This window comes from Microbacterium aerolatum (assembly GCF_007988825.1).
Classification (GTDB): Bacteria; Actinomycetota; Actinomycetes; order Actinomycetales; family Microbacteriaceae; genus Microbacterium; species Microbacterium aerolatum.
Map to the genome: position 1 here is coordinate 37,720 of NZ_BJUW01000015.1, position 26,813 is coordinate 64,532.

The window sequence follows — 26,813 nt, forward strand, 5'->3', positions numbered from 1 at the left end:
GTCGCCACGCTATGACCGCGAAGCGGCGGGGCGCTTGGAGATTCGCGACACGATGTCGGCAGAGCGTCCTATCGTCGAGACATGATCGACACGCGGCGCGGGATCCTGTACCCCGCGCGGATGCCGGAATTCCACCGGTTGCCCCCGCCCACTGGGGCCGCAGAGCTCGTCGAGTGGTTCTGGATTCCGGAATGGGATGTCGAGCAGGGCCGCGTCTCGCGGCAGGACGTCATCGCGTTCCCGGCCCTCAATCTCGTGGTGCAGCCAGACGGCGTCGAGCTCGTCGGCGCCTCGACCACCGCGACGCGCCGCGATCTGACCGGACGCGGCTGGGGCGTGGGAGCGCTGCTGCGGCCGGCATCCGTTCCTGCGCTCGTCGACGATCCTGCGGCGCTGCGCGATGACTCGGTGCCCTTCGACGCGGTCGGCCTGCATCGCAGCGTGTGCGAGGCCATGGGCGAGGGCGGGCCCGCCGGGCGGGAACGAGCAGTCCAGGTGTTCGCCGATTGGCTCGTCGAGCGCGTCGGCGAGATCGACACTGTCCCACGGCAGGCGAATGAGATGTCGACGATGCTGATGGGAGATGCGACCGTCCTCCGGGCCGAGGATGCCGCAGCGCGGCTGGCGATGTCGGTGCGCACTCTGCAGCGACTCGCGCACCGGTACGTGGGACTGTCGCCCGCCGCGATGATCCGGCGGCGTCGGCTGCAGGAGGCCGCTCAGCGGGTTCGGGATCAACCCGATGTGGATCTGGCGGCGCTCGCCGCCGAACTCGGCTACGCCGATCACGCGCATCTGACCAACGACTTCCGCGCCGTGCTGAACATCACGCCGCGGGCGTACCGTTCCGCGCGCGGGTGATGCGCAGCCGGACCATCCGGTAGACGACGCCCACGATCACGATGCCCGTTCCGATCAGCGATGCGACGACCGGCAGCGTGTTCACGAGCAGGAGACATCCCAGCACGCCCAGCACCTGCAGCGCACGCGGATACCGGCGCGCTGCGCCGACCTGCCGGAACGCCGCCGCGTTCGCGATCAGGTAGTACAGCAGCACGCCGAACGACGAGAACCCGATCGCCCCGCGCAGATCGGCGACGAGGACGACGGCGATCACGATGAGCGCGACGAGGATCTCGGCTCGGTACGGCACCTGCCACCGGGGGTGCACGGCGCCGAGGAACCGCGGCAGATCGGATTCGCGGGCCATCGCCAGGGTCGTTCGTCCGATGCCGGTCAGCAGCGCGAGGAGCGCGCCGAGGGATGCCGTCGCCGCCGCGATCCGGACAACGGGTTCAAGCACCGTCAGCCCTGCGGCATCGACGACCGCGGCGAGCGGGGCGGCGTGGGTGGCGGCATCCGCCCCGAGGGTGAGCACCACGACGACGGCGACCAGCGCGTACACGATGAGCGCGCCCGTGAGCGCGAGCACGATCGCGCGCGGGATGCTGCGCGCGGGGTCGCGCACCTCCTCGCCCATGGTGGCGATGCGCGCGTACCCGGCGAACGCGAAGAACAGCAGCCCCGCACCCTGCAGCACGCCGTAGGCGGTGAGGTCGGGGAGCGGGGTCGGGTCCGCCGTCGATGCCGACGAGAACCCGATCGCGACCACGACGGCCAGGCCGAGCAGTGAGACCACGACGAGGATCCGGGTGAGCAGCGCAGTGCGCGTGACGCCGAAGCAGTTCACCGCCGCGAGCGCGGCGACGGCGGCGACCGCGATCACGGTCTCCCATCCGGCGGGGGCGGCGTAGGCGGCGAAGGTCATCGCCATCGCGGCGCAGCTGGCGAGCTTGCCGATCAGGAAGCTCCAGCCGGCGACGAAGCCCCACCACGGTCCGATCTCGGCACGGGCGTAGGCATAGGTGCCGCCGGCGACGGGATGCACGGCGGCGAGCTGTGCCGAGGACGTCGCATTGCAGAACGCGACCACCGCCGCGATCGCGAGCGCGATGAAGAGCCCCGAGCCCGCGGCCGCAGTCGCCGGTCCCCACACCGAGAAAACGCCGGCGCCGATCATGGAGCCGAGGCCGATGGCGACGGCATCCGTCAGGGACAGGCGGCGAGCGAGATTCACGCGCTCATCGTGCCACGCAGAGGTGAACGGATGGTTCTCAGCCGCGGCGGGCCTCGGTGACCCGCTTCTTCTCGCGGACGTACACCTCGCGGCGCACCCGCGCGACGACGTCACCCTCGCGATCGGTGATCTCGGTCTCGAACCATTCGAGCACCTTCGCGCCGCCCTTCGCGCGCTCGCGCAGCGCCTCCGCCTGAGCCTTCGAGACGTGGAAATGCGCGGTGAGCACGCCGCGTCCCGGCTTGACGAACTCGATCTCACCCCGCGTGTCCCACACGACGTAGTCGCGCCCGAGCTGATGCATCACCAGCATGAAGAAGTACGGATCGGTCATGGCCGACATGGAACCGCCGAACGCGGTCTTGACGTAGTTCCTGGTGAACACGTTGACGTGCAGCTCGACCGTCGCGTGCGTCCAGTCCTCGCTGAAGCGACGAATGCGGATGCCGCTGAACAGGTTCGGGATCCACAGGCTCATGCCCACGGCGAGACGGCGCGGAGTGATCTTCATGGCTTCAGTCTGCTGAGCATCCGCGTGCGACGGAAAGCATTTGCAGGGTTGTGACAGTTGTTCTAGTAGTATTAGAATTAGTCGCATTACGGAAGGAAGCAGATGCTGATCAGGATCGATGCGGACAGTTCACGTCCGCTGTTCGAGCAGGTCGCCTCGTCTGTGCGCGGTGACATCCTCGCCGGCCGGCTCGGCCCCGGCGATCGGCTTCCGACCGCGCGCGAGGTCGCCGAGGCGCTCGAGATCAACCTGCACACCGTGCTGCGTGCGTATCAGCAGCTGCGGGACGAGCGGCTGATCGACCTCCGTCGCGGGCGCGGCGCCGTGGTCGCGGCATCCGCCGCGCCTCTCGCCGAGCTCGCCGGTGACATCGCAGATCTCGTCCGCCGCGCATCCTCGCTCGGCATCTCGCCCACCACACTCGCCGCCATCATCACGGAGACGGATTCATGAACACGCACGCACGCCGCCCCGACGACATCCGCCGCGCACGCCGCGCGTTCCTCCTCGTCGGGCTGGTCGCTCCGATCGCCATCGCCGCCGCCGCGGTCGTCCTCATCCTCATCTGGCTGCCGGGTCTACCGGACCAGGTCGTCATGCACTGGGGTGCGAACGGTCCGGACGGTTTCGGCAGCCCCGCCATGTTCGTCTGGATCCAGGTGATCGTCGGGCTGAGCATCCCGCTGCTGATGACGCTGCCCGTGCTGGCGACAATGCGGGAGTCGTGGGGCATCACCTGCCGCTTCCTCGGTGCGATGTCGCTCGGCGTATCGGTCCTGATCGCGGTCGCATCGGCCGGGTCGGTCGCGATCCAGCGGGGCGATGCGGACGGTTCGGGGATCGGCGCGGTTCTCGGTATCGGCTTCGCGGGCATGCTCGTGTTCGGCGTGATCGGCTGGTTCCTGCAGCCGCGAGTGACGACCGCGCAGACATCGGGGCGCGCCGCGCACCTGGACCTGGCTCCGGGAGAGAGGGCGGCCTGGTTCGGAACGGCAGCCATGGGGCGAACCGGCGTCGTCTTCCTCGTGCTGGCGGTGCTGATCCTGATCGCCATCACGGTGTGGGTGCTCCTGATGGACCAGGGCGCCGGGTGGATCCTCGCGATCGTGACCGCGCTGGTCATCCTGCTGATCGCCACGACTCTCGTCTTCCGCATCCGGGTGAGCGCCGACGGTCTGCGCGTGCACTCGATCGCCGGCTGGCCGCGCTGGAGCATCCCCGCCTCGGAGATCACCGAGGCTCGAGCCGTCCAGGTCAACCCGATGGCGGAGTTCGGCGGGTGGGGCGTGCGCTTCGCCGTCGACGGACGGATGGGGGTCGTGCTGCGCACCGGCGAGGGGCTGCAGGTCACGCGCCACTCTGGGCGCACCTTCGTCGTCACGACCGATGACGCCGCCACCGCAGCATCCGTCCTCAACACCGCCGTCAAGGGAGTGAAGCCATGACCCGCATCCGACCCGCCGCAACCATCTCATTCATCGTCCTCGCGATGGGTCTCGCCTGGCTCGTCACCCTGCCGCTGTGGGGGAGCGGGGGCGTCGCGAGCCCGCTGTTCGGCGTGCTGGTCCCGGTGATGATGTTCACCCCGACGATCGCCGCGATCATCGTGATGCTCGCGCTGCGACCCGTTCCGAAGGGGCAGTGGCTGAGGTTCCTCGGGATGTGGCCGCTGCGCCCGGCGAAGCGCGTCGTCTGGATGACGATCATCGGGCTGTTCGCGCCATTCGTGCTGGTCGTGGCATCCGTGTTCGTCGCGGCGCTGTGCGGCTGGGTGCAGCTCGACCTGGTGAACTTCTCCGGCTTCGCCCAGACGCTGGCGGCGACCATGCCGGAGGGCACCCCGATGCCGCCGGCGATCATCGTCATCGTCTCGCAACTGGTGATGATCCCGATCGCTGCGGCCACCGTGAACGCCGTCGTCGCCTTCGGCGAGGAGCTCGGCTGGCGAGGATTCCTCGTGCCGGCCCTCAGGCCGCTGGGCACCTGGCCGGCGCTGCTCATCAGCAGCGCGATCTGGGGGCTGTGGCACGCACCGATCATCCTGCTCGGATACAACTTCGCCCGCTACGACATCACAGGGGTGCTGCTCATGACCGCCGGCTGCATCGCCTGGGGCGTGCTGCTCGGATGGCTGCGCCTGCGATCGGCATCCGTGTGGCCGGCGGTGTTCGCCCACGGGATGATGAACGCGTGCGCGGCTCTGGTCGGCCTCGTCTACGCGGCAGGCACGACGTTCGACATGGCGCTCGCCGGTCCGCTCGGCGTCGCCGGATGGATCGTCTGCGCGGCCGTCGTGGTCGTGCTCGCGCTGACTGGGCAGTTCCGCCGTCAGCCGGAGCTCGACGGCGCGCCGGGGCGGCTGCTCTCGGCGCCGCGCGGCTGAGCAGGACCGCCGCCCTTGACGCCGCACGGGCGCGACGGTTGGGTGGAGCCATGGCCCAATCGACGCCCGAGAACTGGCGACGCACAGACGAGTTCCTCTCCGATCTCCTCGTCGGGCACGACCCAGGGTTGGAGGCGGCCCTGGCCGCTCAGCGGGGTGCCGGGATGCCGCCCATCGAGGTTGCCCCGGTCAGCGGAAAGCTGCTGAATCTGCTCGCCCGCATCCGCGGCGCCCGCCGCGCGCTCGAGATCGGCACTCTCGGCGGATACTCCACCATCTGGCTGGCCAGAGGAGTCGGCGACGGCGGCGAGGTAGTCTCCATCGAGGCGGAGCCCGCCAATGCCGCCATCGCGCGCGCGAGCATCGACGCCGCCGGCATCGGCGATCGCGTCGCGATCCGCATCGGCCGGGCCGCCGACGTGCTGCCGACGCTGGAGGGCTCCGAGCCGTTCGACCTCGTCTTCATCGACGCCGACAAGCAGTCCAACACGATCTACCTCGACTGGGCCGCACGGCTCGGGAGAACCGGCACAGTCGTCGTGCTCGACAACGTCGGCCGTGAGGGCGAGATCGTGAACGAGGACACCGATGACCCGATGGTCGCCGGCACCCGCGACGGCCTGCGGATGCTGGCCGAGGATCCGCGCTTCGACGCGACCGCGCTGCAGACCGTTGGCATAAAGGGCTGGGACGGCGTCGCGCTCGCTCTCGTCCTGTCGCCCGGTCCCTGAGCCTGTCGAAGGGCGGATGCCGCGCACTAGACTGGCCACGGATCGACGACGCTCCACAACCACCCTTTCTCTGAGCAAGGAGCACATACGTGGCACTCATCGAGGCTGTAGGCGCACGCGAGATTCTTGATTCCCGCGGCAATCCGACCGTCGAGGTGGAGGTGCTCCTCGATGACGGCATCGTCCAGCGGGCAGCCGTTCCCTCCGGCGCATCCACCGGCGCGTTCGAGGCATACGAGCTCCGCGACGGCGACAAGGCCCGCTACGGCGGAAAGGGCGTCCTGAAGGCCGTCGAGGCCATCATCGACGAGCTCGGCCCGGCCATCGAAGGCGTCGAGGCGAGCGAGCAGCGCATCGTCGACGAGATCCTCAACGAGACCGACGGCACCGAGAACAAGAAGCGCACCGGCGCGAACGCCATCCTCGGCGTCAGCCTCGCCGTCGCCAAGGCCGCCGCGGACAGCGCCGACCTGCCGCTGTACCGCTACCTGGGCGGTCCCAACGCGCACGTCCTGCCCGTGCCGCTGTTCAACGTCATCAACGGCGGCGAGCACGCCGACAACGGCATCGACATGCAGGAGTTCTTCCTCGCCCCGATCGGTGCAGACACCTACTCCGAGTCGCTGCGCTGGGGTGTGGAGACCTACCACGTGCTGCGCTCCGAGCTGAAGGCCGCCGGCTACGCCACGGGTCTCGGCGACGAGGGCGGCTTCGCCCCCGACCTGCCCAGCAACCGCGAGGGTCTCGAGTTCCTCATCAAGGCGATCGAGAAGGCCGGCTTCACCCCGGGCAAGGACATCGCCCTGGGCCTCGACGTCGCCGCCACCGAGTTCTTCAACGACGGCGTCTACCGCCTCGACAACAAGGACTGGACCGGCCCCGAGCTCATCGAGTACTACCAGGGCCTTGTCAACGACTTCCCGATCGTCACGATCGAGGATGCTCTCGCCGAGGACGACTGGGACAACTGGAAGCTCCTCACCGAGGCGCTCGGTTCGAAGGTCCAGCTCGTCGGCGACGACCTGTTCGTCACCAACCCCGCTCGCCTCGCCGACGGCATCAAGCGCGGCGTGGCCAACTCGCTGCTGGTCAAGGTCAACCAGATCGGCACGCTCACCGAGACGTTCGACGCGGTCAGCCTCGCCCAGCGTTCCGGCTACACCGCGATGCTCTCGCACCGCTCCGGCGAGACCGAGGACACCACGATCGCCGACCTCGCCGTCGCCACGAACGCGGGTCAGATCAAGACCGGTGCGCCGGCCCGCAGCGAGCGCGTCGCGAAGTACAATCAGCTTCTGCGCATCGAAGAGGACCTCGCGGACGCAGCAGTGTTCGCCGGTCGTTCGGCGTTCCCCCGCTTCCAGGGCTGAACGCTGACCGGAGCCCGCTGAGGCACGCGCGCAGCTGAGACACGACAGAAGGGGGAACCATGACCAGGCGTCCGGTTCCCCCTTCTCGTGCACGCGTCGAGCCGCGCGCGCAGGCCAGGCGGCGTCCGCAGGTGGATGTGCGCGAGTGGACGTCCGGCATCCGCCTCTCGGGATTCATGGCGATCATGCTCTCGCTGGTGGTCCTCGGCGCGTGGGTGCTGGTGCCCACACTCGGGACGTACATCGACCAGCGTCAGAAGATCGCCGCACTCGAGGTCTCGGTGCAGGTGACGGCGGAGGAGATCGAGGCGCTCGAGCAGGAGCGCAATCGCTGGGAGGACCCGGCGTACATCACCACACAGGCGCGAGAGCGCCTCTACTACGTCAAGCCCGGCGAGGTCGTCTACCTCGTCGACAACGACCTCGATCCCGCTTCACTGCCGCAGGAGCAGGTGCCCGTGAGCGACGAGCTGGAGAAGACGCCCTCGGACTGGATGCCGCAGCTGCTGCGCACCGTCGCGGGAGCAGGACTCGCGCAGAACGCGAGCCAGGCGGAGTAGGGCGCGCGGAGGGTTTCTCCAGCCGCGCCTCCCGTAGGCTGAGACGGTGACGACTCCGCCCTTCGCCCTGCCCACGCCCGCCGAGATCGACGTGGTGTCCGCGCAGCTCGGCCGTCCCGCTCGCGGCGTCGTCGGCATCGCCGCGCGCTGCGTCTGCGGCAACCCCACCGTGGTCGCCACGAGCCCTCGGCTGGATGACGGTTCGCCGTTTCCCACGTTCTACTATCTGACCCATCCCGCCGCCACCGCGGCCATGTCGACCCTCGAGGCGACGCAGGTGATGCCGGAGCTCGCAGCGCAGCTCGACGACGAGGACGTCGCCGCGTCGTACCGCGCCGCACACGACGCCTACCTCGCAGATCGCGCGCAGTTCGGCGAGGTCCCCGAGATCGCCGGTATCTCCGCGGGCGGCATGCCCACCCGGGTCAAGTGCCTGCACGCTCTCGCCGGCCACGCGCTCGCCGCAGGGCAGGGCGTTAACCCGATCGGCGATGCCGCGCTGGAGCGTGCTGCGTGGTCACCGGCCCGTTGCGAGTGCGACGACCCGGGAGCCGCGACGCGATGACGCTGAAGGCGATGCTGCGAAGCACCGTCGCAGCGGCGGCGGTCGTGGCATCCGTCCTGCTCACCGGTGCCGCGGCCACGCCGAGCCCGACGCCGACGCCGCCGATCCCTGATGACCCGGCCGATCCGGTCCGCGCGCTCGAGTACTGGCTCGACGGCGCCGGCATCCGGGAGGCGTGGCAGACGACACGCGGTGAAGGCGTCACCATCGCCGTCATCGACACCGGCATCGGCAAGGTGCCGGCGGCCTTCGGCGACGCGGTCGTCGCCGGCATCGACGTCTCGGGCAGCGGTTCTCCCGACGGCCGCACACCGGTCGGCACGATCGACCCGGATCACGGATCGCTCGTGGCCTCGGTCGCGGCAGGGCGCGGGAAGGCAGACGGCACCGGCATGATCGGCGTCGCACCGGAGGCGAAGCTGCTGTCCGTGTCGATCGGGTTCGGCGCCGCGGCGGTCGTGCCGTTCGCGGATCAGATCGCCGAGGGCATCCGCTGGGCGGTCGACAACGGTGCCGACATCATCAACATGTCGCTCACGACCAACACCCTCGACTGGGACGAGAGCTGGGACGACGCGTTCCTGTACGCCTACGAGCACGATGTCGTGGTCGTCGTCGCCGCCGGAAACCGCGGCAGCGGCACCTCGATGGTCGGAGCTCCCGCGACGATCCCCGGCGTGCTCACCGTCGGCGGCGTCGATCAGACCGGGACGGCGAGCGTCGACGCATCCACGCAGGGCATCACGATCGGCATCTCTGCTCCGAGCGAGGGACTGATCGGCGTGACGGCGGACGGCGAGCTGACGCCGTGGCGCGGCACGAGCGGCGCAGCCCCCATCGTCGCCGGTGCGGCCGCCCTCGTGCGCGCGGCGCATCCGGAGCTGGATGCCGCGAACGTCATCAACCGCATCATCAAGACCGCGATCCAGGTTCCCGGCGTGACCGAGGTGCCCGATCCGCTGTACGGCTACGGGCTCCTGGACGCTTCCGCGGCGGTGTCGGCATCCGTTCCTCTGGTGGACGAGAACCCGATGGGTGACCTGGCGGAGTGGATCCGCCTGTACCGCCGTGCCGATTCCGAGCCGGCGCCTGCGCCGGAGGTGACGCCGGTCGAGGTCGACCCGCTGCCGGCCCCGGAAGCGCCGACCGAGGCGGGTTCTCCGCTTCTTCCGAGCGCGGAATCACTGCGCTACGGTACCCTGCCGCTCATCGTGCTCACAGTCCCTGGTATTCTGGTCGGGCTAGGCGTCACTGCAGCTGCCCGGCGCATCCGATCGGCGCGCAACGCACGCCAGCAGCCTGACTAGGAGTTATCTCTCTGTGCCTGAGAACAGCACTGTGCCCAAGATTCTGATCGTCGGTGGCGGCTACGCGGGTTTCTACACGGCGTGGAAGCTCGAGAAGCACCTCCGCAAGCGTGAAGCCGAGGTCACCATGGTGGACCCGCTTCCGTACATGACGTACCAGCCGTTCCTGCCCGAGGTCGCGGCCGGATCGATCGAGGCGCGTCACGCCGTCGTCGCCCATCGTCGCCATCTCAAGCGCACCAACGTGGTCACGGCCAAGGTCACCGGCATCGACCACGCGCAGAAGGTCGCCACGATCACGCCTCCGGTCGGAGAGCCCTACGAGTTCGCATACGACCAGATCGTCGTGACCGCCGGTGCCGTCTCGCGCACCTTCCCGATCCCGGGCATCGCCGACAACGCCATCGGACTGAAGACGATCGAAGAGGCCGTCGCGGTCCGCGACAAGCTGATGTCGAACTTCGACAAGGCGGCGTCGCTGCCCGCCGGCCCCGAGCGCGATCGACTGCTCACCGTGGTGGTCGTCGGCGGCGGTTTCGCCGGTATCGAGGCCTTCGCCGAGCTCCGCTCGCTCTCTTCGTCGCTGGTGGGCAAGTACCCCCAGATCAGCTTCGAGGACACGCACTTCCACCTCATCGAGGCGATGGGCCGCATCATGCCCGAGGTCTCGCTGAAGACCAGCGAATGGGTCCTCAAGGACCTCGCCAAGCGCGGCGCCAACGTGCACCTCGACACGCAGGTGCAGGGTGCCGAGGGCGGCAACGTCGCACTGTCGACCGGTGAGGTCATCCCGACCGACCTGATCATCTGGACCGCCGGTGTCATGGCCAACCCGACCGTCGTCCGCGGCGGCGACCTGCCCGCTGAAGAGCGCGGCCGCATCCAGACCCGCGCCGACCTGCGCGTCGGCACCGCCGACGAGATCGTCGAGGGTGCATGGGCTGCCGGTGACGTCTCGGCCGTTCCCGATCTGACCGGCGGCGGTGTCGGCGGGTACTGCGTCCCAAACGCTCAGCACGCCGTTCGCCAGGCCAAGCGCCTCGCCAAGAACCTCACCGCCGTCCTCCGCGGCGAGGAGACCAAGGACTACTTCCACAAGAACCTCGGTGCCGTCGCAGGCCTCGGGCTCTACAACGGTGTGTTCCAGTCCGGCAACCTCGCGCTGAAGGGCTTCGTCGCCTGGGTCGCTCACCGCGGCTACCACGGCCTCGCGATGCCGACGTGGGAGCGCAAGTGGCGCGTCCTGTGGGGCTGGTGGAACAACCTGTGGCTCGGCCGCGACCTCGTCAACCTCGAGACCGTGCAGAACCCGCGTTACATCTTCGAGGAGTTCGCCGCGCGTCCGCGTCCGGCAGCGGATGCCGCTCCGGCTGTGAAGCCCGCGGTCACTCCTCCTGCCCAGAAGCGTACGGGCGAGAAGACTGAGGTGCCCGAGAAGACGGCTGCTTCGAAGTAGTCACTCGATAACGCAGAAACCGCCCCTTCCCGAATCGGGAAGGGGCGGTTTCAGCGTTATGGGCGCGAGGCCGGTCAGTCGTGCGCGACCGACGGTGCCTGGAGGCGCCGGCTCATCGCCGGGTGGGCGAGGAACGCCTCGAGGTGGCGCCGTGCCTCATCGAAGGTGTCGAACTCTCCGCGGTCGCGACCGAACGGGTCCCTGGCGACGTGTCGGCCGCCGGCCGAGTCGATCGAGCCGCCGAATGCACCGCCGATGTGGGCGACCCAGAGGTCGTCGTCGACCTCGGCCCAGTGGACTCGTGCGGGGGTGGTGCTGACGGGGGCCGTCGTGATGATGGTCATCGCTTCGTTTGTCCTTCCCTGCGAGCTGATCTTGAACGCTCGCTCCGCAATCAGACTCGCAGAGCACGAGGGAACTGAACAAAATGAGGCGTAACCCTTGCTCAACAGTGAGCACTTCTGGTAAGCGCGCTGCCCCCACTGGGTAGTCGAGTGTGCCCCCACTGGGACTCGAACCCAGACTGAAGCGATTTTAAGTCGCCTGCCTCTGCCATTGGGCTATGGGGGCGTGACACCCTCAGCCTATCTGCGCGTCACTGACCCACGAGGTCATAGGGTGGGGGAGTGCTCGACCTCACCGCGCTGCCGCCGTCGCCAGCCGATCACGCCTGGGAAGACCCCGCACGGTGGTGGCCGCGCCTGACCGAGGCGACCTCACACCTCGCAGCGCCCGTCGCCGTGATCGACCTCGACGCCCTGCGGCACAACGCCATGGACCTGCTCGTGCGCGCCGGCGGCATCCCTATCCGCGTCGCCTCTAAATCGGTACGCGTGCGCGCCGTGCTCGACGCCGTACTGCGGATTCCCGGATATCGCGGCATCCTGTCGTACTCGCTCGCCGAGGCGCTCTGGCTCGCCGAGACCCACGACGACATCGTGCTCGGCTACCCGACCGTCGACAGGGCGAGCCTCGAGCGTCTCGTGCACGACGAGGATGCCGCGTCCCGCATCACCCTCATGGTGGACGACGTCGCCCACCTCGACTTCATCGACAGCATCGCCGCACCGGACAAGCGCGCCACGATCCGCGTGGCGATCGACGCCGACGCGTCCTGGCGTTCCGCGGCCCTCGGGCACATCGGGGTGAGGCGGTCGCCCCTGTTCACAACATCCGATGTCGGGCGATTCGCTCGCACGATCGTGGGGCGGCCGGGCTTCCGGCTGGTGGGACTCCAGATGTACGAGGCGCAGATCGCGGGCCAGGGCGACAAGGGCCCCGATGCTCCGGTGATCCGTGCAGTGCAGGCCAGGTCGCGCGCGGAACTGCGCACGCGCCGTGCGGAGATCGCGGACGTGCTCACCGACATCGCTCCGCTTGATTTCCTCAACGGCGGCGGCACGGGATCGCTGGAGTTCACCGGCAGCGACGAGTCCGTCACCGAGGCCTCGGCCGGCAGCGGGCTGCTCGCCGGTCACCTCTTCGACGGCTACCGTTCGTTCCGCCCAGCCCCGGCGACCGCCTTCGCCTTCGACGTCGTGCGCCGTCCCGCCCCCGACATCGCGACCGTGCTCGGCGGCGGCTGGATCGCCTCCGGACCCGCCCTCGCCTCCCGCCAGCCTCGGGCAGTGTGGCCCGAGGGGCTGCAGACCATGCCCCGCGAGGCCGCCGGCGAAGTGCAGACGCCGTTGCGAGGCCGGGCCGCCGCCGAGCTGAAGATCGGCGATCGCGTCTGGTTCCGTCACGCGAAGAGCGGCGAACCGGCAGAGCGCATCGACTCCTACCAGCTGGTCTCCGGCACCGACGTGATCGACGAGCTGCCCACGTATCGCGGCGAGGGAAAGGCGTTCCTGTGACTCGACCCGGCGGCACCTGGCAGAACTGGGCGCGCTCGACGCATGTGAGGCCTGTGCGGGTGGAGCGCCCGCGGACTCCCGAGGGAGTGCAGCGCGCCGTGCAGGCTGCCGTCGCCCTCAACCTGCCCATCAAGGCCGTGGGTGCAGGGCACAGCTTCACCGGCATCGCCGTCGCACCGGGCGTGCTGCTCGAGCTCGACGATCTGCAGGGGCTTGTGTCGGTAAACACGGACAAGTCCACGGTGACGCTGCTGGCGGGCACCCGGCTGTACCGGATCCCGCGGATGCTGGCGCCGCACGGCCTCGCGATGGAGAACCTCGGTGACATCGACCGGCAGTCCATCGCCGGCGCGATCTCCACTGGGACGCACGGCACCGGAGCTCGGTTTGGAGGCATCGCCACGCAGGTCGTCGGTGCCACACTCGTCACCGCCGACGGCGAGTTCCTGCGGGTCAGCGACACCGAGAACGCCGATCTGCTGCCGGCGGTCGCACTGGGACTGGGGGCGCTCGGCATCCTCGTCGAGGTGACGCTGCAGTGCGTCCCCGCCTTCGTGATGCACGCGATCGATGAGCCCGTGCCGCTCGAAGAGGTCCTGACGACGCTGGACGAGCGGGTGGCGGCATCCGATCATTTCGAGTTCTACTGGTTCCCGCACACCGATGTCGCGCTGACGAAGCGTCAGACGCGCCTTCCCGAGTCGGCGCCGCGCAAGCCGCTCCCGGCCGTGGGCAGGTGGATCGACGAGACGCTTCTGTCCAACGGCGTCTACCGCGCCGTGTGCGCGGCCGGTCAGATCATCCCCGCCGTCACACCGCCGTTCAGCAGGCTCGCGGTGAAACTCACCGGCGACCGCGAGTACACCGATCGCTCGCACTCGGTGCTCACCCAGAGCCGCAACGTGCGATTCCGTGAGATGGAGTACGCCTTCCCTGCTGAGAACGTCGTCCCGGCGTTCCGCGAGATCCAGGCGCTCATCGCGCAGCGGGGGTGGAAGATCGAGTTCCCGATCGAGGTGCGCTTCGCGGCATCCGACGATCTGTGGCTGTCCACCGCGCACGGTCGCGCCAGCGGCTACATCGCCGTGCACCGGTACTGGCGCGCCGACCCGACGGCGTACTTCGAGGCGGTCGAGAAGATCTGCCTCGAATACGGCGGCCGCCCGCACTGGGGCAAGCTGCACACGCTGGATGCCGAGCAGTTGCGCGAGCGCTACCCGCGTTTCGGCGACTTCGTCGCGCTGCGCGACAGGCTCGACCCCGCACGTCGTTTCGCGAATCGGCACCTCGAGCGCATTCTCGGAGAATGACGGGGCGCCCAGTGCACATGCAGGGTGCGCAGATAGGATGAAGAAAATTCTGGCCAAGGGGGTTGCCTGACATGGAATGGCTCATTCCGGTACTGATCGTCGGCGCGGTGCTGGTGCTCATCGGCATCTATTTCTGGGCGACGTACAACTCCCTGGTGCAGCTGAACGTCCGTGTCGACGAGGCGTGGAGCGGCATTACGGTGCAGCTGAAGCGCAGAGCCGATCTCATCCCGAATCTGATCGAGACTGTCAAGGGATACGCGTCGCACGAGAAGGCCGTGTTCGAGAACGTCACCCGTGCTCGCGCCGAGACACTGGCCGCGACCAGCCCCGGTGAAGCGGGCATCGCCGAAGGCCACCTGCAGCAGGCGTTGAAGAGCCTGTTCGCCGTCGCCGAGGCCTACCCCCAGCTGCAGGCCAGCCAGAACTTCCTTCAGGTGCAGCATGCGCTCGTCGACACCGAGGACAAGATCCAGGCAGCCCGGCGCTTCTACAACGGCGGCGTGCGCGAGCTGAACACCAAGATCAAGGTCTTCCCCAACAACCTGTTCGCCCGCGGTCTCGGATTCACCGAGCGGGAGTTCTTCGAGGTCGCCGACGGCGCAGCGATCTCCGAACCCCCGCGCGTGCAGTTTTGATGCGAACCGACTCTATGCGCCGAAGGCGCGTTGAGTCGGTTGCGCGTCAAGGTTGAGCGAGCGCAGCGAGTCGAAACCCCTCGTCTACCAGGGCACCAGCCCGACCCCCGCGCGCTTGACGCGCAGGTCTCCGCGCAGCATCCAGTTCTCGGTTCGATAGGTCAGCGTCTTCGCCGTGCCGTCGAGACCGGTGCCCGTGACGGTGGCGACCAGGATGCCGTCGTCGGCGCGGAACGTCGGCGGTGTGAGCGTGAGCTCCGGCGTCTTCTCGACGCGATAGCGGATGCCGTCGACCGCGGCAAAATCCGCGGTCCACGGGATCGCGATGCCGCAGGAATCCGGCGCCTCGGCGGCAGATTCCGTGCAGGCCGCCAGGCGCGCATCGAGCTGCTGCTGCGCGAGCGCCGTCGCCTCGGGGCCCGTCGCCGGCTCGACCGCGGTCATTCCGTCGACAGCGCGCGGCGGGCCGGTCTGAGCGGTCGACACCGCCAGCCATACGAGAACCGCGACGATCACGGCGGCTGCGGCCACCGCGACGACGACCCACGCCGTCCGTCGCCTCACGCCGATCGTTCCCGCTCGTGCACGTGACGTCGCACGCCGCCGCTCCCGACGTGCAGGGCTCCGGCAACCGCATCCGCCGCATCGCCCCAGCCGGAGACCGAGATGTTCTCCAAACCCTGCCAGGCCGCCGCCAGCGCGAGCTCCTGCGTCATCGCCTCGGCATCCTCGGGCCGCGCCTGCGGCTCCCACCAGGCCGACTGCACCTGCAGCGTCGAGGAGGCGCGATCGGCCTTGAGGTCGACGCGTGCGACGATCCGGTCGCCCACGAGCATCGGCAGCGAGTAGTACCCGAACCGGCGCTTGGCGGCGGGGACGTAGATCTCGATCCGGTAATCGAGGTCGAAGGCGCGCAACGCGCGGTCACGGAACCAGACGACCGGGTCGAAGGGGGTGAGCAGTGCTGCGCCTTCCACCCGGCGGGGGAGCACGGCGTCCCGATGCATCCAGGCCGGTAACTGACGACCCGCCTTCTCCCAGCCGCGCACCTGCACCGGACGCAGCTCACCGGCGTCGACGAGATCGTCGATCGCACGGCGCACGGCCGCACGATCGCGGATGCGGTAGTAGTCGGCAAGGTCCGAGTCGGTGGCCACACCGTGCGAGCGCGCCGCGCGGCGGATGAGCTCTCGGATCGCGTCCTCTCGGGGTACCTCCACCAGGCGCACCTCGGCGGGGATCACCTGCTCCTCGAGTGCGTAGACACGCTCGAACCCTCGGCGGCCGCTGACCGCGACCTCACCGATGCGCCAGAGGTGCTCGAGGGCGAGCTTCACCTCGTCCCAGTCCCACCAGGTGCCGCGCTCGCGGGGAGCGTCGGCGCGCAGCTGGGCGGGTCGCAACGGCCCGCGTGCGCGCAGCTCGTCCTTGACCCAGGCGATCGTGCGGGCGTTCTGGTTCATCCACGAGTCGGGGTCGTCGGCCCATCGCCGGCGGAAGTCATCCATGCGGAAGCGCCACAGCGACCAGTCCTCTGCCGGCACGAAGGTCGCCTCGTGCGCGAGGTACTCGACGTAGTGCGTTGTGCGCGACATGAAGATGCGATCGAGCAGTGCGGGGTCGTAGGCGCCGAGCCGCGAGAACAGCGGCAGGTAGTGACTGCGTGCGAAGACATTCACCGAGTCGATCTGCAGCACTCCCAGGCGCTCCATCGCACCGTGCACGTGCCGGGAGCCGACCTTCGCGGAGGGGCGGCGCCTGGTGAAGCCCTGGGCGGCCAGGGCGACGCGCCGGGCCTGAGCGGCGCTGAGAGTCTCGGACACCCGGTCAGCGTATCGCCCGGCTCCGACATCGCGACCGCCGAGCTCGCCATCGCGGCCGCCATGCGTCACAGCATCCGCTCAGCACCGCAACTAGACTTGGCGCATGACGGACGAGCAGCGCCCCCGCAAGCGCGATCTTCTGTGGGGTCGCATGCCGACCGATCGGACGGTCTCCACCGAAGCCGACAACACCGTCCCGCTCTCGTTGCGGGTCAGCGCCGCCTACGCCTGGCGCCTGCTGCTCATCGCCGCCGCCGCCGGCGTCATCATCTGGGTCGTCATCCAGCTCAAGCTCCTCGTGATCCCGATCCTGGTCGGCATCCTCATCACGGCGCTGCTCTGGCCGGCCTTCGAGTGGATGCTGCGGCACCGCTTCCCGCGCTGGCTCGCCATCGTCATCGCGCTGATCGGCACCATCGCGATCGTCACCGGTCTGCTGTGGCTGGTCGGTTGGCAGATCGCCAGGGAATGGCCGCAGGTGCAGGCCAGGACCACCGAGGCGATAGACGAGTTCCGCCAGTACCTCATCAACGGTCCGCTGCATCTGACCGAGACGCAGATCCAGGACTACCTGGATCAGGGCTGGGCATTGATCCAGCAGCAGGCCGAACTGCTCTGGTCCGGCGCGCTCGCGATCGGGTCGACCGCCGGGCACGTTCTGGTCGGCGCCCTGCTGACCCTGTTCATCCTCATCTGCCTGCTCGCCGACGGCGGCGGCATCTGGCGCTGGACCACCAAGCTCTTCCCCCGCGACGCCCGCCCCGCCGTGGACGCTTCGGCGCGCAGCGGCTGGCGCACGGTCGTCAACTACGCCAAGACCCAGCTGCTGGTCGCCACGATCGACTCGATCGGCATCGGCATCGGCGCCTTCCTGCTCGGCGTGCCGCTGGCGATCCCCGTCGCGGTGCTGGTGTTCCTCGGCGCGTTCATCCCGATCGTCGGTGCGGTCGCGACGGGCGCTGTCGCCGTGTTCCTGGCGCTGGTCTACAACGATCCGTGGAACGCATTCTGGATGCTCGTGGTCGTGATCGGCGTGCAGCAGCTCGAGGGGCACGTCCTGCAGCCGATCCTGATGGGCTCGGCGGTGAAGGTGCATCCGCTCGCCGTCGTGCTCGTCGTCGCGGGAGGCTCGATGATCGCCGGCATCCCCGGTGCGCTGTTCGCCGTCCCGCTGGCCGCGTTCGTGAACGTGGTCGCGGTGACCCTCAGCACCGGCTCGTGGCGAACCGGCCGGCAACCCGCCGGTGATCTGATCTGGAGTACAGTGCCGCGCGAGCGGCGACGGAGGAACACATGAGCGCAGTCCCCACCCTGGCCGAGTTCGAAGACGCCGCGCGGGGGCTGGAAAGTGTGATCTCTCATACGCCGACGCTGCCGTCCAGGGCGCTGTCGGACATCCTCGGATCGCCCGTGCTGCTGAAGATGGAGAACCTGCAGCGCACCGGCTCGTTCAAGATCCGCGGTGCAGGCCACCGGCTCGCGCAGCTGACCGCGGAGGAGCGCTCGCACGGCGTGGTCGCCGCATCCGCCGGCAACCACGCACAGGGCGTCGCCCTCGCCGCGCAGGCGCTCGGCATCCCCGCGACGATCTTCATGCCGCTGGGCGTGCCGGTCCCCAAGCTCCTCGCCACCCGCGGCTACGGCGCGGAGGTCGTGCTCGAGGGCGAGACCGTCGCGACCTCGCTGCGGCTCGCGGCCGAGTTCGCCGAGCGCACCGGCGCGATCATGATCCACCCCTTCGACCACCGCGACATCGTCATCGGCCAGGGCACGCTCGGACTCGAGCTGATCGAGGATGCCCCCGACGTCGACACGATCATCATGGGCATCGGCGGCGGAGGGCTGATCGCCGGAGTCGCGGCCGCAGCCAAGGCTGCCGCTGCGAAGAACGGACGGACTCTCCGGGTGATCGGCGTGCAGGCGGAGAACGCCGCCGCCGTGCCGCCGTCCCTCGCGGCAGGACACCCGGTTGAGATCACCACGCTCCCGACGATCGCCGACGGCATCCTCGTGGCCAAGCCCGGCGACGTTCCGTTCGAGATCATCGAGGACATCGTCGACGACGTGGTCACCGTGACCGACGACGACATCGCACGCGCTCTGCTGGTGCTGCTCGAGCAGGCCAAGGTCGTCGTTGAGCCCGCCGGCGCTGTCGGCGTCGCCGCGATCCTCGCAGGGAAGGTGAAGGACACCGGCAAGACCCTGGCGGTGCTCTCCGGCGGAAACATCGACCCGCTGCTGCTGCAGCGCGTCGTGTCGCACGGGCTCGCGGCATCCGGTCGATATCTGACCATCCGCATCCCGCTGCCCGACCGCCCCGGCCAGCTCGCACGGGTCTCCGAGCTCGTCGCCGAGGCCGGCGCGAACGTCATGGAGGTCATGCACACCAGGCACGGCCAGGGTATGCAGATCAGCGAGGTGAGCCTGCAGCTGAGCATCGAGACGCGCGGGGCGGAGCACACCGAGCTGACGCTCGACACGCTCCGCCGCGCTGGTTACGAACCCGTCGTCGTCCCGGACTAGGACGTTTCGGACCCTTCGACAGGCTCAGGGACCGAAGCGTTCCGGCCGGTCGACAGGCTCAGGGACCGAACGGGTCAGCCGGCGAAGGTCTCCACGCCGGTGACCTCGACGGAGATCGACTTGCCGTTGGGTGCCTCGTAGGCGGTCTTCTCGCCGACCTTGAGGCCGATGATGGCCTGGCCCAGCGGGCTGGCTTCGCTGTACACGTCGAGGTCCGTGCCGCCGGCGATCTCACGGCTGCCGAGCAGGAACACCTCTTCGCCGCCGGCCACGAGGGCGGTGACGACGGTGCCGGGCTCGACGATGCCGCGGCTCGCGGGCGCCTCGCCGACCTTGGCGGTCTTCAGCAGCTGCTCGAGAGTGCGGATGCGCGCCTCCTGCTTGCCCTGCTCGTCCTTCGCGGCGTGGTAGCCGCCGTTCTCCTTGAGGTCGCCCTCTTCGCGTGCGGCTTCGATGCGTTTGGCGATCTCATCGCGGCCGACGGTCGAGAGGTTCTCGAGCTCTGCGACGAGCCGATCGTAGGCTTCCTGCGTGAGGAACGGGACCTGAGCGTCTGTGGACACAGCGTGCTCCTTTTTCGAACGCCCTTCAGGGCGATTGTGCTGACCGCCCTAAGAGGCGGAGGGGATATGCCAAGACGCCCCGGCAATTGGCCAGGGCGTCGTCTCAGAGGATTCTATGCGACCCAGCAGGAGTTCACCAAACCAGTGGTGGCCTCCGCGACCGTCGGGACCTCCGCGCTCAGCTGCTGCAGATGGCCTTCGGATGCCGGGATCTCGACGATCTTCCAGCCCACGATCCCGAACTCCTCGTCGAGCGCCTCGATCGCGCAGGCGAGGTCCTTGCCCTGAGCGCCGGCGACCTGGAACCGCACCGTCACGCTGTGCGCGTCGACCACCTCGAACCCGAGATCGTCGGCGTCGACGGAGTTCATGGACTGCGAGAACGTCATCCATCCCGCGATCACGACGACGATCACGGCGATGATTCCGCCGATGACCCAGGGGAGCCGTCCGCGGCGGGCGCGACCATATCGCTCGTCGAGCTGTTGTGCGGTCGTCACGGATGGCGCCTTTCGGTCGTTAGGCTTGTCATTCCAGGTTACGTGACCTGCGATCGAGAGGCGGACACATGATGGTGCACTTCGGAACGGTGCTCGGTGCCGTGTTCTCAGGAGCTGAGACGCCGATGCCGACGCCGTCGATGACCGTCGACCCGAACTCGGTCACCCCTGGTCCGATGGGCTTCGCAGTGATCGTGATCGTCGTGATCGCCGTCGTCCTGCTGATCTGGGACATGAATCGCCGCGTCCGCCGGGTCCGCTACCGCGGCGAGGTGCGCGAGGAGCTGGATGCCGAGCAGGCCGCGCAGGCGCAGGCGGATGCCGAGACCGCTCCCGACGCGGACGGCGAAGCGCCCGGCCGCTCCAGCGACGACGGGAAGACCCCGCCGGCCTGAGCGTCAGTGCATGGTCATGCCGCCGGTGACGTTGAGCCCCTGGCCGGTCATGTAGCTCGCCAGATCGCTGGCGAGGAACAGTGCGACGCCGGCGACGTCCTGCGTCGTGCCGGTGCGTCCGAGCGGCACCTGTGAGCGGTCCTCGGCGGCGACCTCTTCGGCGGTCATTCCGCGGATAGCGCCGCCCTCGATGCGCTCGCGGTGCTTCATTGGGGTCTCGATGATCCCCGGGCAGATCGCGTTGACGGTGATGCCGTGCGGGGCGAGCTCGACCGCCATGGTCTTCGTCACCCCGAGCACGGCGTGCTTCGACGCCACATAGGCGGTCATTCCGCGGTAGCCGTTCTTCCCCGCCTGCGACGAGATGAAGACGATGCGGCCGGTGCGGCCGGCATCCAGGAGCCTGCGAGCGACGCCGCGCGCGACGAGGAACGATCCCTTGGCGTTGACGTCGAGGTTGCGGTCCCAGTCCGCGCTCGTCGTCTCGGTCGCGAAGCCCATCGTCGAGGTCCCCGCGGCGGTGACGACGACGTCGATGAGGCCGACGGCAGCGGTGACGGCATCCAGGGCCTGCTCGACGGCGCGCTCGTCGCCGACGTCGAGGCGCACGGTCCATTCGTCGTCCCGTGCCGGGGACAGCCCGTCCGGGAGGCTCAGATCGGCGCTGACGACCGTGGCGCCCTCGGCGAGGAAGGCGTCGACGATGCCTGCGCCGATCCCGCTGGCGCCTCCGGTGACGAGGACGACGCGGTCACGGAGCTCGGCGAACATCACACGCCGACGCGCTCGAACGCGTCGAGGCTGATGCCCTGCTCGAGGATGCGCTTGGACCACTCCCTGGCGCTGTGCAGGCTGTGATCGCGGTAGTTGCCGCAGCTGATCGCGTCGACCGCGGGGACGTCGTCCCAGGTGATGTCCTCGGCGATGGCGGCGAGGCTCGCACGCACGGCGGCGACGACATCGGCGACGGCCGGTTCGCCCCACATGATCAGGTGGAAGCCGGTGCGGCATCCGAACGGGGAGATGTCGATGATGCCGTCGACGTGATCGCGCATGAGGCTGGCGAGCAGGTGCTCGATGGTGTGGAGTCCTGCGGTGGGGATCTCGCCCTCGTTGGGCTGGACGAAGCGCACGTCGAAGTTCGAGATCGCATCGCCCTTGGGGCCGCGTTCGACGCCGATCAGCCGGACGTACGGGGCGTGGACAGCGGTGTGGTCGAGCGTGAAGCTCTCGACGTCAGCCATGGTTCTTCTCCAGATCGGTGGACGGTCAGCCGGGGAGGCCGAGTGAGGGGGAATACGGGGCGAGCGAGATGAGCAGGCAGGCGGTCCAGTGGCACAGGAACGCGAGGACCGTGCACAGGTGGAAGATCTCGTGGAAGCCGAAGTGTCCCGGCCACGGGTTGGGCTTCTTCAGTGCGTACGCCACGGCACCGGCCGTGTACAGCAGGCCGCCGACGCAGACCAGTACCATCATGGCGACATTGGCGGTGGCCAGGTCGACCATGTACATCACTGCCGCCCAGCCGAGCACGAGATACAGCGCGACGTACAGCCAGCGCGGCGCGCCGATCCAGAAGACGCGGAACAGGATGCCGAGCACGGCGCCGCCCCACACGAGGCACAGCAGCAGGACGCCCTTCTCGGGGATCAGAGCGTTGACGGCGAGAGGCGTGTAGGTGCCGGCGATCAGCAGCAGGATGTTCGCATGATCGATGCGCTTGAGGATCAGCTTCGTTCTAGGCTTCCAGTCGATGCGGTGATACAGCGCCGAGTTGCCGAACAGCAGCAGCGAACTGGCCATGAAGACCGCAGCGGCCCACTTCGCCGGGGCGCCCTCGGCGAGCACGATGAGCACGATGCCCGCCGCGATGGCAACCGGGAAGGTGCCGGCGTGCAGCCAGCCGCGCCAGCTCGGTTTGATCTCGACCTGAGCGTCGTCGGCTGCCGCTTCGAGCAGCGGCAGCTCGGGCACGGGAATGGCGTCGCTCTCGGGTGTGCTCACGTGCTCACTCTAAGTCGCCCGGCATGCCCCAATCCGCACATATCCGCGATACACAGCGCCATCACACGGGCGCGGACGGGCTGCGCGGTAGCGTAGGCACGTGAATGCACGCACGAGCGAGGGCCGCGGGCCGCTGTATCGCCTCTACAGCAAGCGCCTCCGTCGACAGCTCGACACGGCCTCCGTCCCGCATCACATCGCGATGATGATCGACGGCAACCGGCGCTGGGCCCGGCAGCTCGGTTTCGATTCGGCGGCCGACGGGCACCGTGCGGGAGCCGCGAAGATGCGCGAGTTCCTGGGGTGGTGCGATGAGATCGGCGTGCGAGTCGTGTCGCTGTACCTCCTCTCCAGCGACAATCTGCGCAAGCGCGACTCCAAGGAGATCGAGGACCTCATCGAGATCATCGCCGAGCTCGCGGAGTCCCTGTCGCAGCAGGCGGGCTGGCGCGTGAAGCACGTCGGACGCTCCGACATCCTTCCCGCCGAACTTGCACGAGTCCTGCACGACGCAGAAGTCCGCACGAAGGACAACGCGGGTCTGCACGTCAATCTTGCCGTCGGGTACGGCGGTCGCAACGAGATCGTGGATGCCGTGCGCTCCATCATCGCGGAGCACGACGCCTCCGGCGGAACGCTGGAGGACCTTGCGGCCCACCTGACCCCCGAGATGATCGGCGAGCACCTCTACACCGGCGGACAGCCGGACCCCGACCTCGTCATCCGCACCAGCGGCGAGCAGCGGCTCAGCGACTTCCTGCTGTGGCAGAGCGCGCACAGCGAGTTCTACTTCGTCGAGGCGCTCGGGCCGGATCTTCGCGAGGTGGACTTCTTGCGCGCGATCCGCGACTACGTCGACAGAGACCGCCGCTTCGGCCGCTGACCCTTCGACAGGCTCAGGGACCGACTTCTGGAGGTCGCGGTCACGTGGGAGACTCGATGAGTGACCGCATTCGACGATTACCTCGCCACGTTCGAGGGCGACCCCGGCTACCTCGACTGGGCCGCCTTCGGGCCGATCTCTCCGACCGTTCGGGCGGAGGTCTTCGCTGACGCCGACCTGCTCGGCAGTGCCCGGCCGTCATCGCGCGCGCTGATCGCCGAGCGGATCGACGAGGCACGGGCGATCGCCGCCGAGCTTCTGGACGTCGAGGCCGACACCGTGACGATGCAGCCGTCGTCGTCGCACGGTCTCATGCATGCGCTGTTCGGCCTCACCGGGAGCGTGATCGCGTCGACGGCGGAGTTCCCGAGCGTGAGCATGACGCTCGAGCGTGCGGCGCAGGCTTCCGCGGGGGAGCTGACTGCGCGCTGGATCACGCCCGAGGACGGATTCGTGTCGGTGGATGCCGTCGCCGAGGCTCTCGACGACGATGTGACGGCGCTCGTGGTGAGCCACGTCGACTTCCGCACCGGCTACCGCGCCGACCTCGCCGGGCTCCGCGAGCTGCTCGGACCCGATCGGCTCCTGATCGTCGACGCCGTGCAGTCGTTCGGAGTCGTGGCCGACGACTACGCAGCCGCCGACATCGTCGCCGGCCACGGCTACAAGTGGCTGCGTGCGGCCAGAGGCACGGGCTTCGCGTCGTTCTCCGCGAATGCGCGCGAGCGCATCACCCCCGTCCTTTCCGGGCTCGCCGGCGTGGACGGCGGGCTTCCCATCGACGAGCGGCCGGCACCTGCGGCATCCGCCCGCGCCTTCGGCGTGAGCAGCCCGGATCAGCTCGCCGTCGCCCGTCTGGCGATCGGCCTGCGCGACGTGCGCGACGCCGGCGTGGCGGAGATCGAGGAGACCATCAGCGGCCACGTCGACGCGATCCTCGAGATCGCGGATCGCCACGGCATCCCCGTGCTGACGCCGCGCGAACACGAACACCGCGCGGGAATCGTGGCGCTCGCCCCCGAGGCTCCTGCCGCCGTGTCGGCGGCACTGACCAACGCCGGAATGGTCGCGACGACGCGCGGCGCGACCGTCCGCCTGGCGGCGCACGCCGGAACCAGCGACGAGACGCTGCGCATGCTCGACGAGGCGCTCAGCACGGTCATCACGCCGGGAGCCTGAAAGTTCATCTCGGCTTAACGTGAGCTCCGGGCGTGTCGCTCGCGACGAATCGGCGGCGGGTCGTACGTTCAAGGCATCGGACACGGTGTCCGGTCGAGTCGGCCATCAGGTACGCGGCTCGTGGCCCCCAGGTCGACTCGTGGCATAGCCGGGAATCATCCCGGGTCGGGAGTGGGTCGTGACCACACGTACAGCACAGCAGTCCACCCGTCAGGCCTCGCGCCGGTCCTCCTCGGGGGAACCGGATGCGGACCTCCGCACGTATGTGCTCGACACATCGGTGCTGCTGTCGGATCCGCAGGCGCTGTTCCGCTTCGCCGAGCACTCGATCGTCCTTCCGGTCGTGGTGATCACGGAGCTCGAGGGCAAGCGTCACGATCCGGAGATCGGCTACTTCGCCAGGCAGGCGCTGCGGCACCTCGACGAGCTGCGCATCGAGCACGGCCGACTGGACTTCCCCGTACCGATCGGTGAGGGCGGCACGCTGCGGGTCGACCTGAACAACAGCGACGGACAGGTGCTGCCCACCGGCATCCGCCTCGGAGACAACGACAGTCGCATCCTCGCCGTCGCCATGCACCTCGCGCAGGACGGGCAGGACGTCACGATCGTCTCGAAGGACCTGCCGATGCGCGTGAAGGCGGCGTCCCTCGGCCTCAGCGCCGAGGAGTACCTCGCGGAGCAGGCCGTGGACTCCGGGTGGACCGGCATCGCGACGCTCGACCTGACCGGCGACGACATCAGCGACCTCTACGAGAGCGAGGTCGGCATCAGCGAGGACGCACGCGGGCTGCCGGTGAACACCGGGCTCATCATCCACTCCGAGCGCGGATCGGCGCTCGGGCGCGTGAGTGGTGACGGCGAGTACCGGCTGGTGCGCGGCGACCGCGAGCTGTTCGGGATGCACGGGCGGTCGGCCGAGCAGCGCATCGCGATCGACCTGCTGATGGACCCGGACGTGGGGATCGTCTCGCTCGGCGGCCGCGCCGGCACGGGTAAGTCGGCGCTCGCGCTGTGCGCGGGGCTCGAGGCGGTGCTGGAGCGCCAGCAGCAGAAGAAGATCATCGTCTTCCGTCCGCTCTTCGCGGTCGGCGGCCAGGAGCTCGGCTATCTGCCCGGCGACCAGGGCGAGAAGATGGGCCCGTGGGGTCAGGCGGTCTTCGACACGCTCGGTTCGGTCGTCTCGGGCAACGTCATGGAGGAGGTCGTCGAGCGCGGCCTGCTCGAGGTGCTGCCGCTGACGCACATCCGCGGACGCTCACTGCACGACGCATTCGTGATCGTCGATGAGGCGCAGTCGCTGGAGCGCAACGTGCTGCTGACGGTGCTGAGCCGCATGGGCCAGAACTCCCGGGTCGTGCTCACCCACGACGTCGGACAGCGCGACAACCTGCGCGTCGGCCGTCACGACGGCATCGCTTCGGTGATCGAGACGCTGAAGGGCCACGACCTGTTCGGGCACGTGACCCTCACCCGCTCGGAGCGGTCGGCGATCGCGGCCCTGGTCACCGACCTGCTGGAGGGCGGCGAGCTCAGCTGAGGCGGGCCACCTGCACGACTTGGGCACAGATGCACGACGGATTCGACGAATCGGTCGTGCAGGCGTACCTGGGTCGTGCAGGTGTGCTCACGACGAAGCGCGCAGTCGGGTCAGTGCGCCGAGGATCGCTACCTGGACGGTCGGCCAATCGTGCACGATCTGGGCGTAGTCGAAACGTAGCGTCTCGTACCCGAGAGCGGATGCCGCGGCATCCCGCACCCGATCAGCGTGCCGTTTGGTCGAGCTGTCGTGATTCTCCTTGCCATCCGCCTCGAGGATCAGACGCTTGTCGATGACGAAATCGACCCGTCCGACGCCGTCGATCGTGACCTGGCAGTCGAGTCGGATGCCGAGGATATGGAGTCGCAGTCGCAGCAGCGACTCCAGCCCGCTGTCCGCGTCAGGGCGGGCGAGATCCACGAGCCAGCGAGCGGATGCCGGCAGCGCCGTCCGCACGCGTGCACGCGCCGCTTTCGACAGCACGCGCTTGCGCCATGCCGACTCGTACGCGGCGAAGAAGGCCTCATCGCCCTGGCAGTCGTACAGGTGCACCAGGGCGGTCTCGACATTCACCCTTCCGAACCGGGTGCGACCCTGAAAGTGATGCACCGTGCAGGTGCAGTCGGGATGCTCGTGACG

The 26,813-nt window shown here is 68.9% G+C and carries 30 protein-coding genes and 1 tRNA gene; 19 read left to right on the forward strand and 12 right to left on the reverse strand.

The genetic code is table 11. From position 1 onward, the window contains the following. Positions 1–81: 81 nt before the first annotated feature. Positions 82–861: a helix-turn-helix domain-containing protein gene (locus MAE01_RS13745; RefSeq protein WP_147040310.1), complete on the forward strand. Its 780-nt coding sequence runs from the start codon at positions 82–84 to the stop codon at positions 859–861. On the opposite strand, the gene MAE01_RS13750 is transcribed toward MAE01_RS13745, so the two are convergent. Both MAE01_RS13750 and MAE01_RS13755 read right to left on the reverse strand, forming a co-directional pair. After that, positions 827–2,077, reverse strand: coding sequence for an APC family permease (locus MAE01_RS13750; protein ID WP_147040312.1), 1,251 nt, complete (start codon positions 2,075–2,077; stop codon positions 827–829). The two genes, MAE01_RS13745 and MAE01_RS13750, sit on opposite strands and share 35 nt — an antisense overlap. A 37-nt stretch (positions 2,078–2,114) precedes the next feature. After that, positions 2,115–2,588 carry a DUF4442 domain-containing protein gene (locus MAE01_RS13755; protein WP_147040314.1) on the reverse strand — a complete coding sequence of 158 codons (474 nt, stop codon included), beginning with the start codon at positions 2,586–2,588 and terminating at the stop codon, positions 2,115–2,117. Between the two features lie 102 nt (positions 2,589–2,690). On the opposite strand from MAE01_RS13755, the gene MAE01_RS13760 reads away from it, so the two are divergent. The 9 genes from MAE01_RS13760 (at position 2,691) to MAE01_RS13800 (ending at position 10,960) form a co-directional block, all read left to right on the forward strand. Beyond that, complete coding sequence (locus MAE01_RS13760) at positions 2,691–3,041, forward strand: GntR family transcriptional regulator (RefSeq protein WP_147040316.1); 351 nt, start codon at positions 2,691–2,693, stop codon at positions 3,039–3,041. Beyond that, positions 3,038–4,033 (forward strand): DUF1648 domain-containing protein, encoded by a 996-nt coding sequence (locus tag MAE01_RS13765; RefSeq protein WP_147040317.1) that lies wholly within the window; start codon positions 3,038–3,040, stop codon positions 4,031–4,033. The genes MAE01_RS13760 and MAE01_RS13765 overlap by 4 nt, the downstream gene beginning before the upstream one ends. Beyond that, on the forward strand, positions 4,030–4,971 hold the full coding sequence (locus MAE01_RS13770) for a CPBP family intramembrane glutamic endopeptidase (RefSeq protein WP_147040318.1): 942 nt from the start codon (positions 4,030–4,032) through the stop codon (positions 4,969–4,971). The genes MAE01_RS13765 and MAE01_RS13770 overlap by 4 nt, the downstream gene beginning before the upstream one ends. Before the next feature lie 50 nt (positions 4,972–5,021). Beyond that, positions 5,022–5,702, forward strand: coding sequence for an O-methyltransferase (locus MAE01_RS13775; protein ID WP_147040320.1), 681 nt, complete (start codon positions 5,022–5,024; stop codon positions 5,700–5,702). Positions 5,703–5,791: 89 nt separating this feature from the next. Continuing rightward, the gene (gene eno / locus MAE01_RS13780; protein WP_147040322.1) at positions 5,792–7,072 is read left to right on the forward strand and encodes a phosphopyruvate hydratase; all 1,281 of its coding nucleotides are present in this window, start codon (positions 5,792–5,794) and stop codon (positions 7,070–7,072) included. Between the two features lie 59 nt (positions 7,073–7,131). After that, the gene (locus MAE01_RS13785) at positions 7,132–7,632 is read left to right on the forward strand and encodes an FtsB family cell division protein (RefSeq protein WP_186806252.1); all 501 of its coding nucleotides are present in this window, start codon (positions 7,132–7,134) and stop codon (positions 7,630–7,632) included. A gap of 46 nt (positions 7,633–7,678) precedes the next feature. After that, positions 7,679–8,197 (forward strand): DUF501 domain-containing protein, encoded by a 519-nt coding sequence (locus MAE01_RS13790; protein WP_147040324.1) that lies wholly within the window; start codon positions 7,679–7,681, stop codon positions 8,195–8,197. Positions 8,198–8,208: 11 nt separating this feature from the next. Beyond that, positions 8,209–9,504 carry a S8 family serine peptidase gene (locus tag MAE01_RS13795; RefSeq protein WP_229718059.1) on the forward strand — a complete coding sequence of 432 codons (1,296 nt, stop codon included), beginning with the start codon at positions 8,209–8,211 and terminating at the stop codon, positions 9,502–9,504. 31 nt (positions 9,505–9,535) lie between these two features. After that, positions 9,536–10,960, forward strand: coding sequence for an NAD(P)/FAD-dependent oxidoreductase (locus MAE01_RS13800; RefSeq protein WP_147040328.1), 1,425 nt, complete (start codon positions 9,536–9,538; stop codon positions 10,958–10,960). A 74-nt stretch (positions 10,961–11,034) separates the two neighbouring features. Here MAE01_RS13800 and MAE01_RS13805 read toward each other — a convergent pair whose 3' ends face one another. Continuing rightward, entirely contained in the window at positions 11,035–11,304 is a 270-nt protein-coding gene (locus tag MAE01_RS13805) for a hypothetical protein (RefSeq protein ID WP_147040330.1), read from the reverse strand. 153 nt (positions 11,305–11,457) lie between these two features. Beyond that, positions 11,458–11,530 (reverse strand) — tRNA-Leu (locus MAE01_RS13810). 56 nt (positions 11,531–11,586) lie between these two features. Between MAE01_RS13810 and MAE01_RS13815 the strand changes: the two genes are divergently transcribed. From MAE01_RS13815 to MAE01_RS13825, 3 genes are all read left to right on the forward strand, one after another. Beyond that, the gene (locus MAE01_RS13815) at positions 11,587–12,816 is read left to right on the forward strand and encodes an alanine racemase (protein ID WP_147040331.1); all 1,230 of its coding nucleotides are present in this window, start codon (positions 11,587–11,589) and stop codon (positions 12,814–12,816) included. Next, positions 12,813–14,126, forward strand: coding sequence for a D-arabinono-1,4-lactone oxidase (locus tag MAE01_RS13820; RefSeq protein ID WP_147040333.1), 1,314 nt, complete (start codon positions 12,813–12,815; stop codon positions 14,124–14,126). The genes MAE01_RS13815 and MAE01_RS13820 overlap by 4 nt, the downstream gene beginning before the upstream one ends. Before the next feature lie 71 nt (positions 14,127–14,197). Next, positions 14,198–14,764: a LemA family protein gene (locus MAE01_RS13825; RefSeq protein ID WP_147040335.1), complete on the forward strand. Its 567-nt coding sequence runs from the start codon at positions 14,198–14,200 to the stop codon at positions 14,762–14,764. Positions 14,765–14,848: 84 nt separating this feature from the next. On the opposite strand, the gene MAE01_RS13830 is transcribed toward MAE01_RS13825, so the two are convergent. Further along, positions 14,849–15,328: a hypothetical protein gene (locus tag MAE01_RS13830; protein WP_147040336.1), complete on the reverse strand. Its 480-nt coding sequence runs from the start codon at positions 15,326–15,328 to the stop codon at positions 14,849–14,851. After that, complete coding sequence (locus MAE01_RS13835; protein WP_147040338.1) at positions 15,325–16,587, reverse strand: winged helix-turn-helix domain-containing protein; 1,263 nt, start codon at positions 16,585–16,587, stop codon at positions 15,325–15,327. The genes MAE01_RS13830 and MAE01_RS13835 overlap by 4 nt, the downstream gene beginning before the upstream one ends. A 103-nt stretch (positions 16,588–16,690) precedes the next feature. Here MAE01_RS13835 and MAE01_RS13840 point away from each other — a divergent pair, with 103 nt between their 5' ends. Together MAE01_RS13840 and ilvA are read left to right on the forward strand one after the other, a co-directional pair. Further along, positions 16,691–17,884 carry an AI-2E family transporter gene (locus tag MAE01_RS13840; RefSeq protein WP_147040340.1) on the forward strand — a complete coding sequence of 398 codons (1,194 nt, stop codon included), beginning with the start codon at positions 16,691–16,693 and terminating at the stop codon, positions 17,882–17,884. Continuing rightward, positions 17,881–19,110 (forward strand): threonine ammonia-lyase, encoded by a 1,230-nt coding sequence (gene ilvA, locus MAE01_RS13845; protein WP_147040342.1) that lies wholly within the window; start codon positions 17,881–17,883, stop codon positions 19,108–19,110. Before MAE01_RS13840 ends, ilvA begins: the two co-directional genes overlap by 4 nt. Before the next feature lie 74 nt (positions 19,111–19,184). Here the strand turns inward: ilvA and greA are convergent, their stop codons facing one another. Together greA and MAE01_RS13855 are read right to left on the reverse strand one after the other, a co-directional pair. Beyond that, positions 19,185–19,673 carry a transcription elongation factor GreA gene (greA, locus tag MAE01_RS13850; protein WP_147040344.1) on the reverse strand — a complete coding sequence of 163 codons (489 nt, stop codon included), beginning with the start codon at positions 19,671–19,673 and terminating at the stop codon, positions 19,185–19,187. A 113-nt stretch (positions 19,674–19,786) separates the two neighbouring features. Continuing rightward, entirely contained in the window at positions 19,787–20,173 is a 387-nt protein-coding gene (locus MAE01_RS13855) for a DUF4307 domain-containing protein (protein WP_147040346.1), read from the reverse strand. A gap of 68 nt (positions 20,174–20,241) precedes the next feature. Here MAE01_RS13855 and MAE01_RS13860 point away from each other — a divergent pair, with 68 nt between their 5' ends. Continuing rightward, positions 20,242–20,568, forward strand: coding sequence for a hypothetical protein (locus tag MAE01_RS13860; protein WP_229718058.1), 327 nt, complete (start codon positions 20,242–20,244; stop codon positions 20,566–20,568). A gap of 3 nt (positions 20,569–20,571) precedes the next feature. On the opposite strand, the gene MAE01_RS13865 is transcribed toward MAE01_RS13860, so the two are convergent. Genes MAE01_RS13865 through trhA form a run of 3 tightly spaced genes read right to left on the reverse strand, consistent with a single transcriptional unit; the run spans position 20,572 to position 22,572 of the window. Continuing rightward, entirely contained in the window at positions 20,572–21,339 is a 768-nt protein-coding gene (locus tag MAE01_RS13865) for an SDR family NAD(P)-dependent oxidoreductase (RefSeq protein ID WP_147040348.1), read from the reverse strand. Continuing rightward, positions 21,339–21,812, reverse strand: coding sequence for an S-ribosylhomocysteine lyase (locus tag MAE01_RS13870; protein WP_147040350.1), 474 nt, complete (start codon positions 21,810–21,812; stop codon positions 21,339–21,341). Before MAE01_RS13870 ends, MAE01_RS13865 begins: the two co-directional genes overlap by 1 nt. A 25-nt stretch (positions 21,813–21,837) precedes the next feature. Continuing rightward, positions 21,838–22,572: a PAQR family membrane homeostasis protein TrhA gene (gene trhA, locus MAE01_RS13875; RefSeq protein WP_371861777.1), complete on the reverse strand. Its 735-nt coding sequence runs from the start codon at positions 22,570–22,572 to the stop codon at positions 21,838–21,840. 100 nt (positions 22,573–22,672) lie between these two features. On the opposite strand from trhA, the gene MAE01_RS13880 reads away from it, so the two are divergent. The 3 genes from MAE01_RS13880 (at position 22,673) to phoH2 (ending at position 26,174) form a co-directional block, all read left to right on the forward strand. After that, positions 22,673–23,455, forward strand: a complete 783-nt coding sequence (locus MAE01_RS13880; RefSeq protein WP_147040352.1) for an isoprenyl transferase — start codon at positions 22,673–22,675, stop codon at positions 23,453–23,455. 60 nt (positions 23,456–23,515) lie between these two features. Beyond that, complete coding sequence (locus tag MAE01_RS13885) at positions 23,516–24,634, forward strand: aminotransferase class V-fold PLP-dependent enzyme (RefSeq protein ID WP_147040353.1); 1,119 nt, start codon at positions 23,516–23,518, stop codon at positions 24,632–24,634. Between the two features lie 265 nt (positions 24,635–24,899). Beyond that, on the forward strand, positions 24,900–26,174 hold the full coding sequence (gene phoH2, locus MAE01_RS13890; protein ID WP_147040364.1) for an RNA 5'-3' helicase PhoH2: 1,275 nt from the start codon (positions 24,900–24,902) through the stop codon (positions 26,172–26,174). Between the two features lie 87 nt (positions 26,175–26,261). Here phoH2 and MAE01_RS13895 read toward each other — a convergent pair. Continuing rightward, a partial coding sequence (locus MAE01_RS13895) for an endonuclease domain-containing protein (RefSeq protein WP_147040355.1) occupies positions 26,262–26,813 on the reverse strand: 552 nt, incomplete at its 5' end.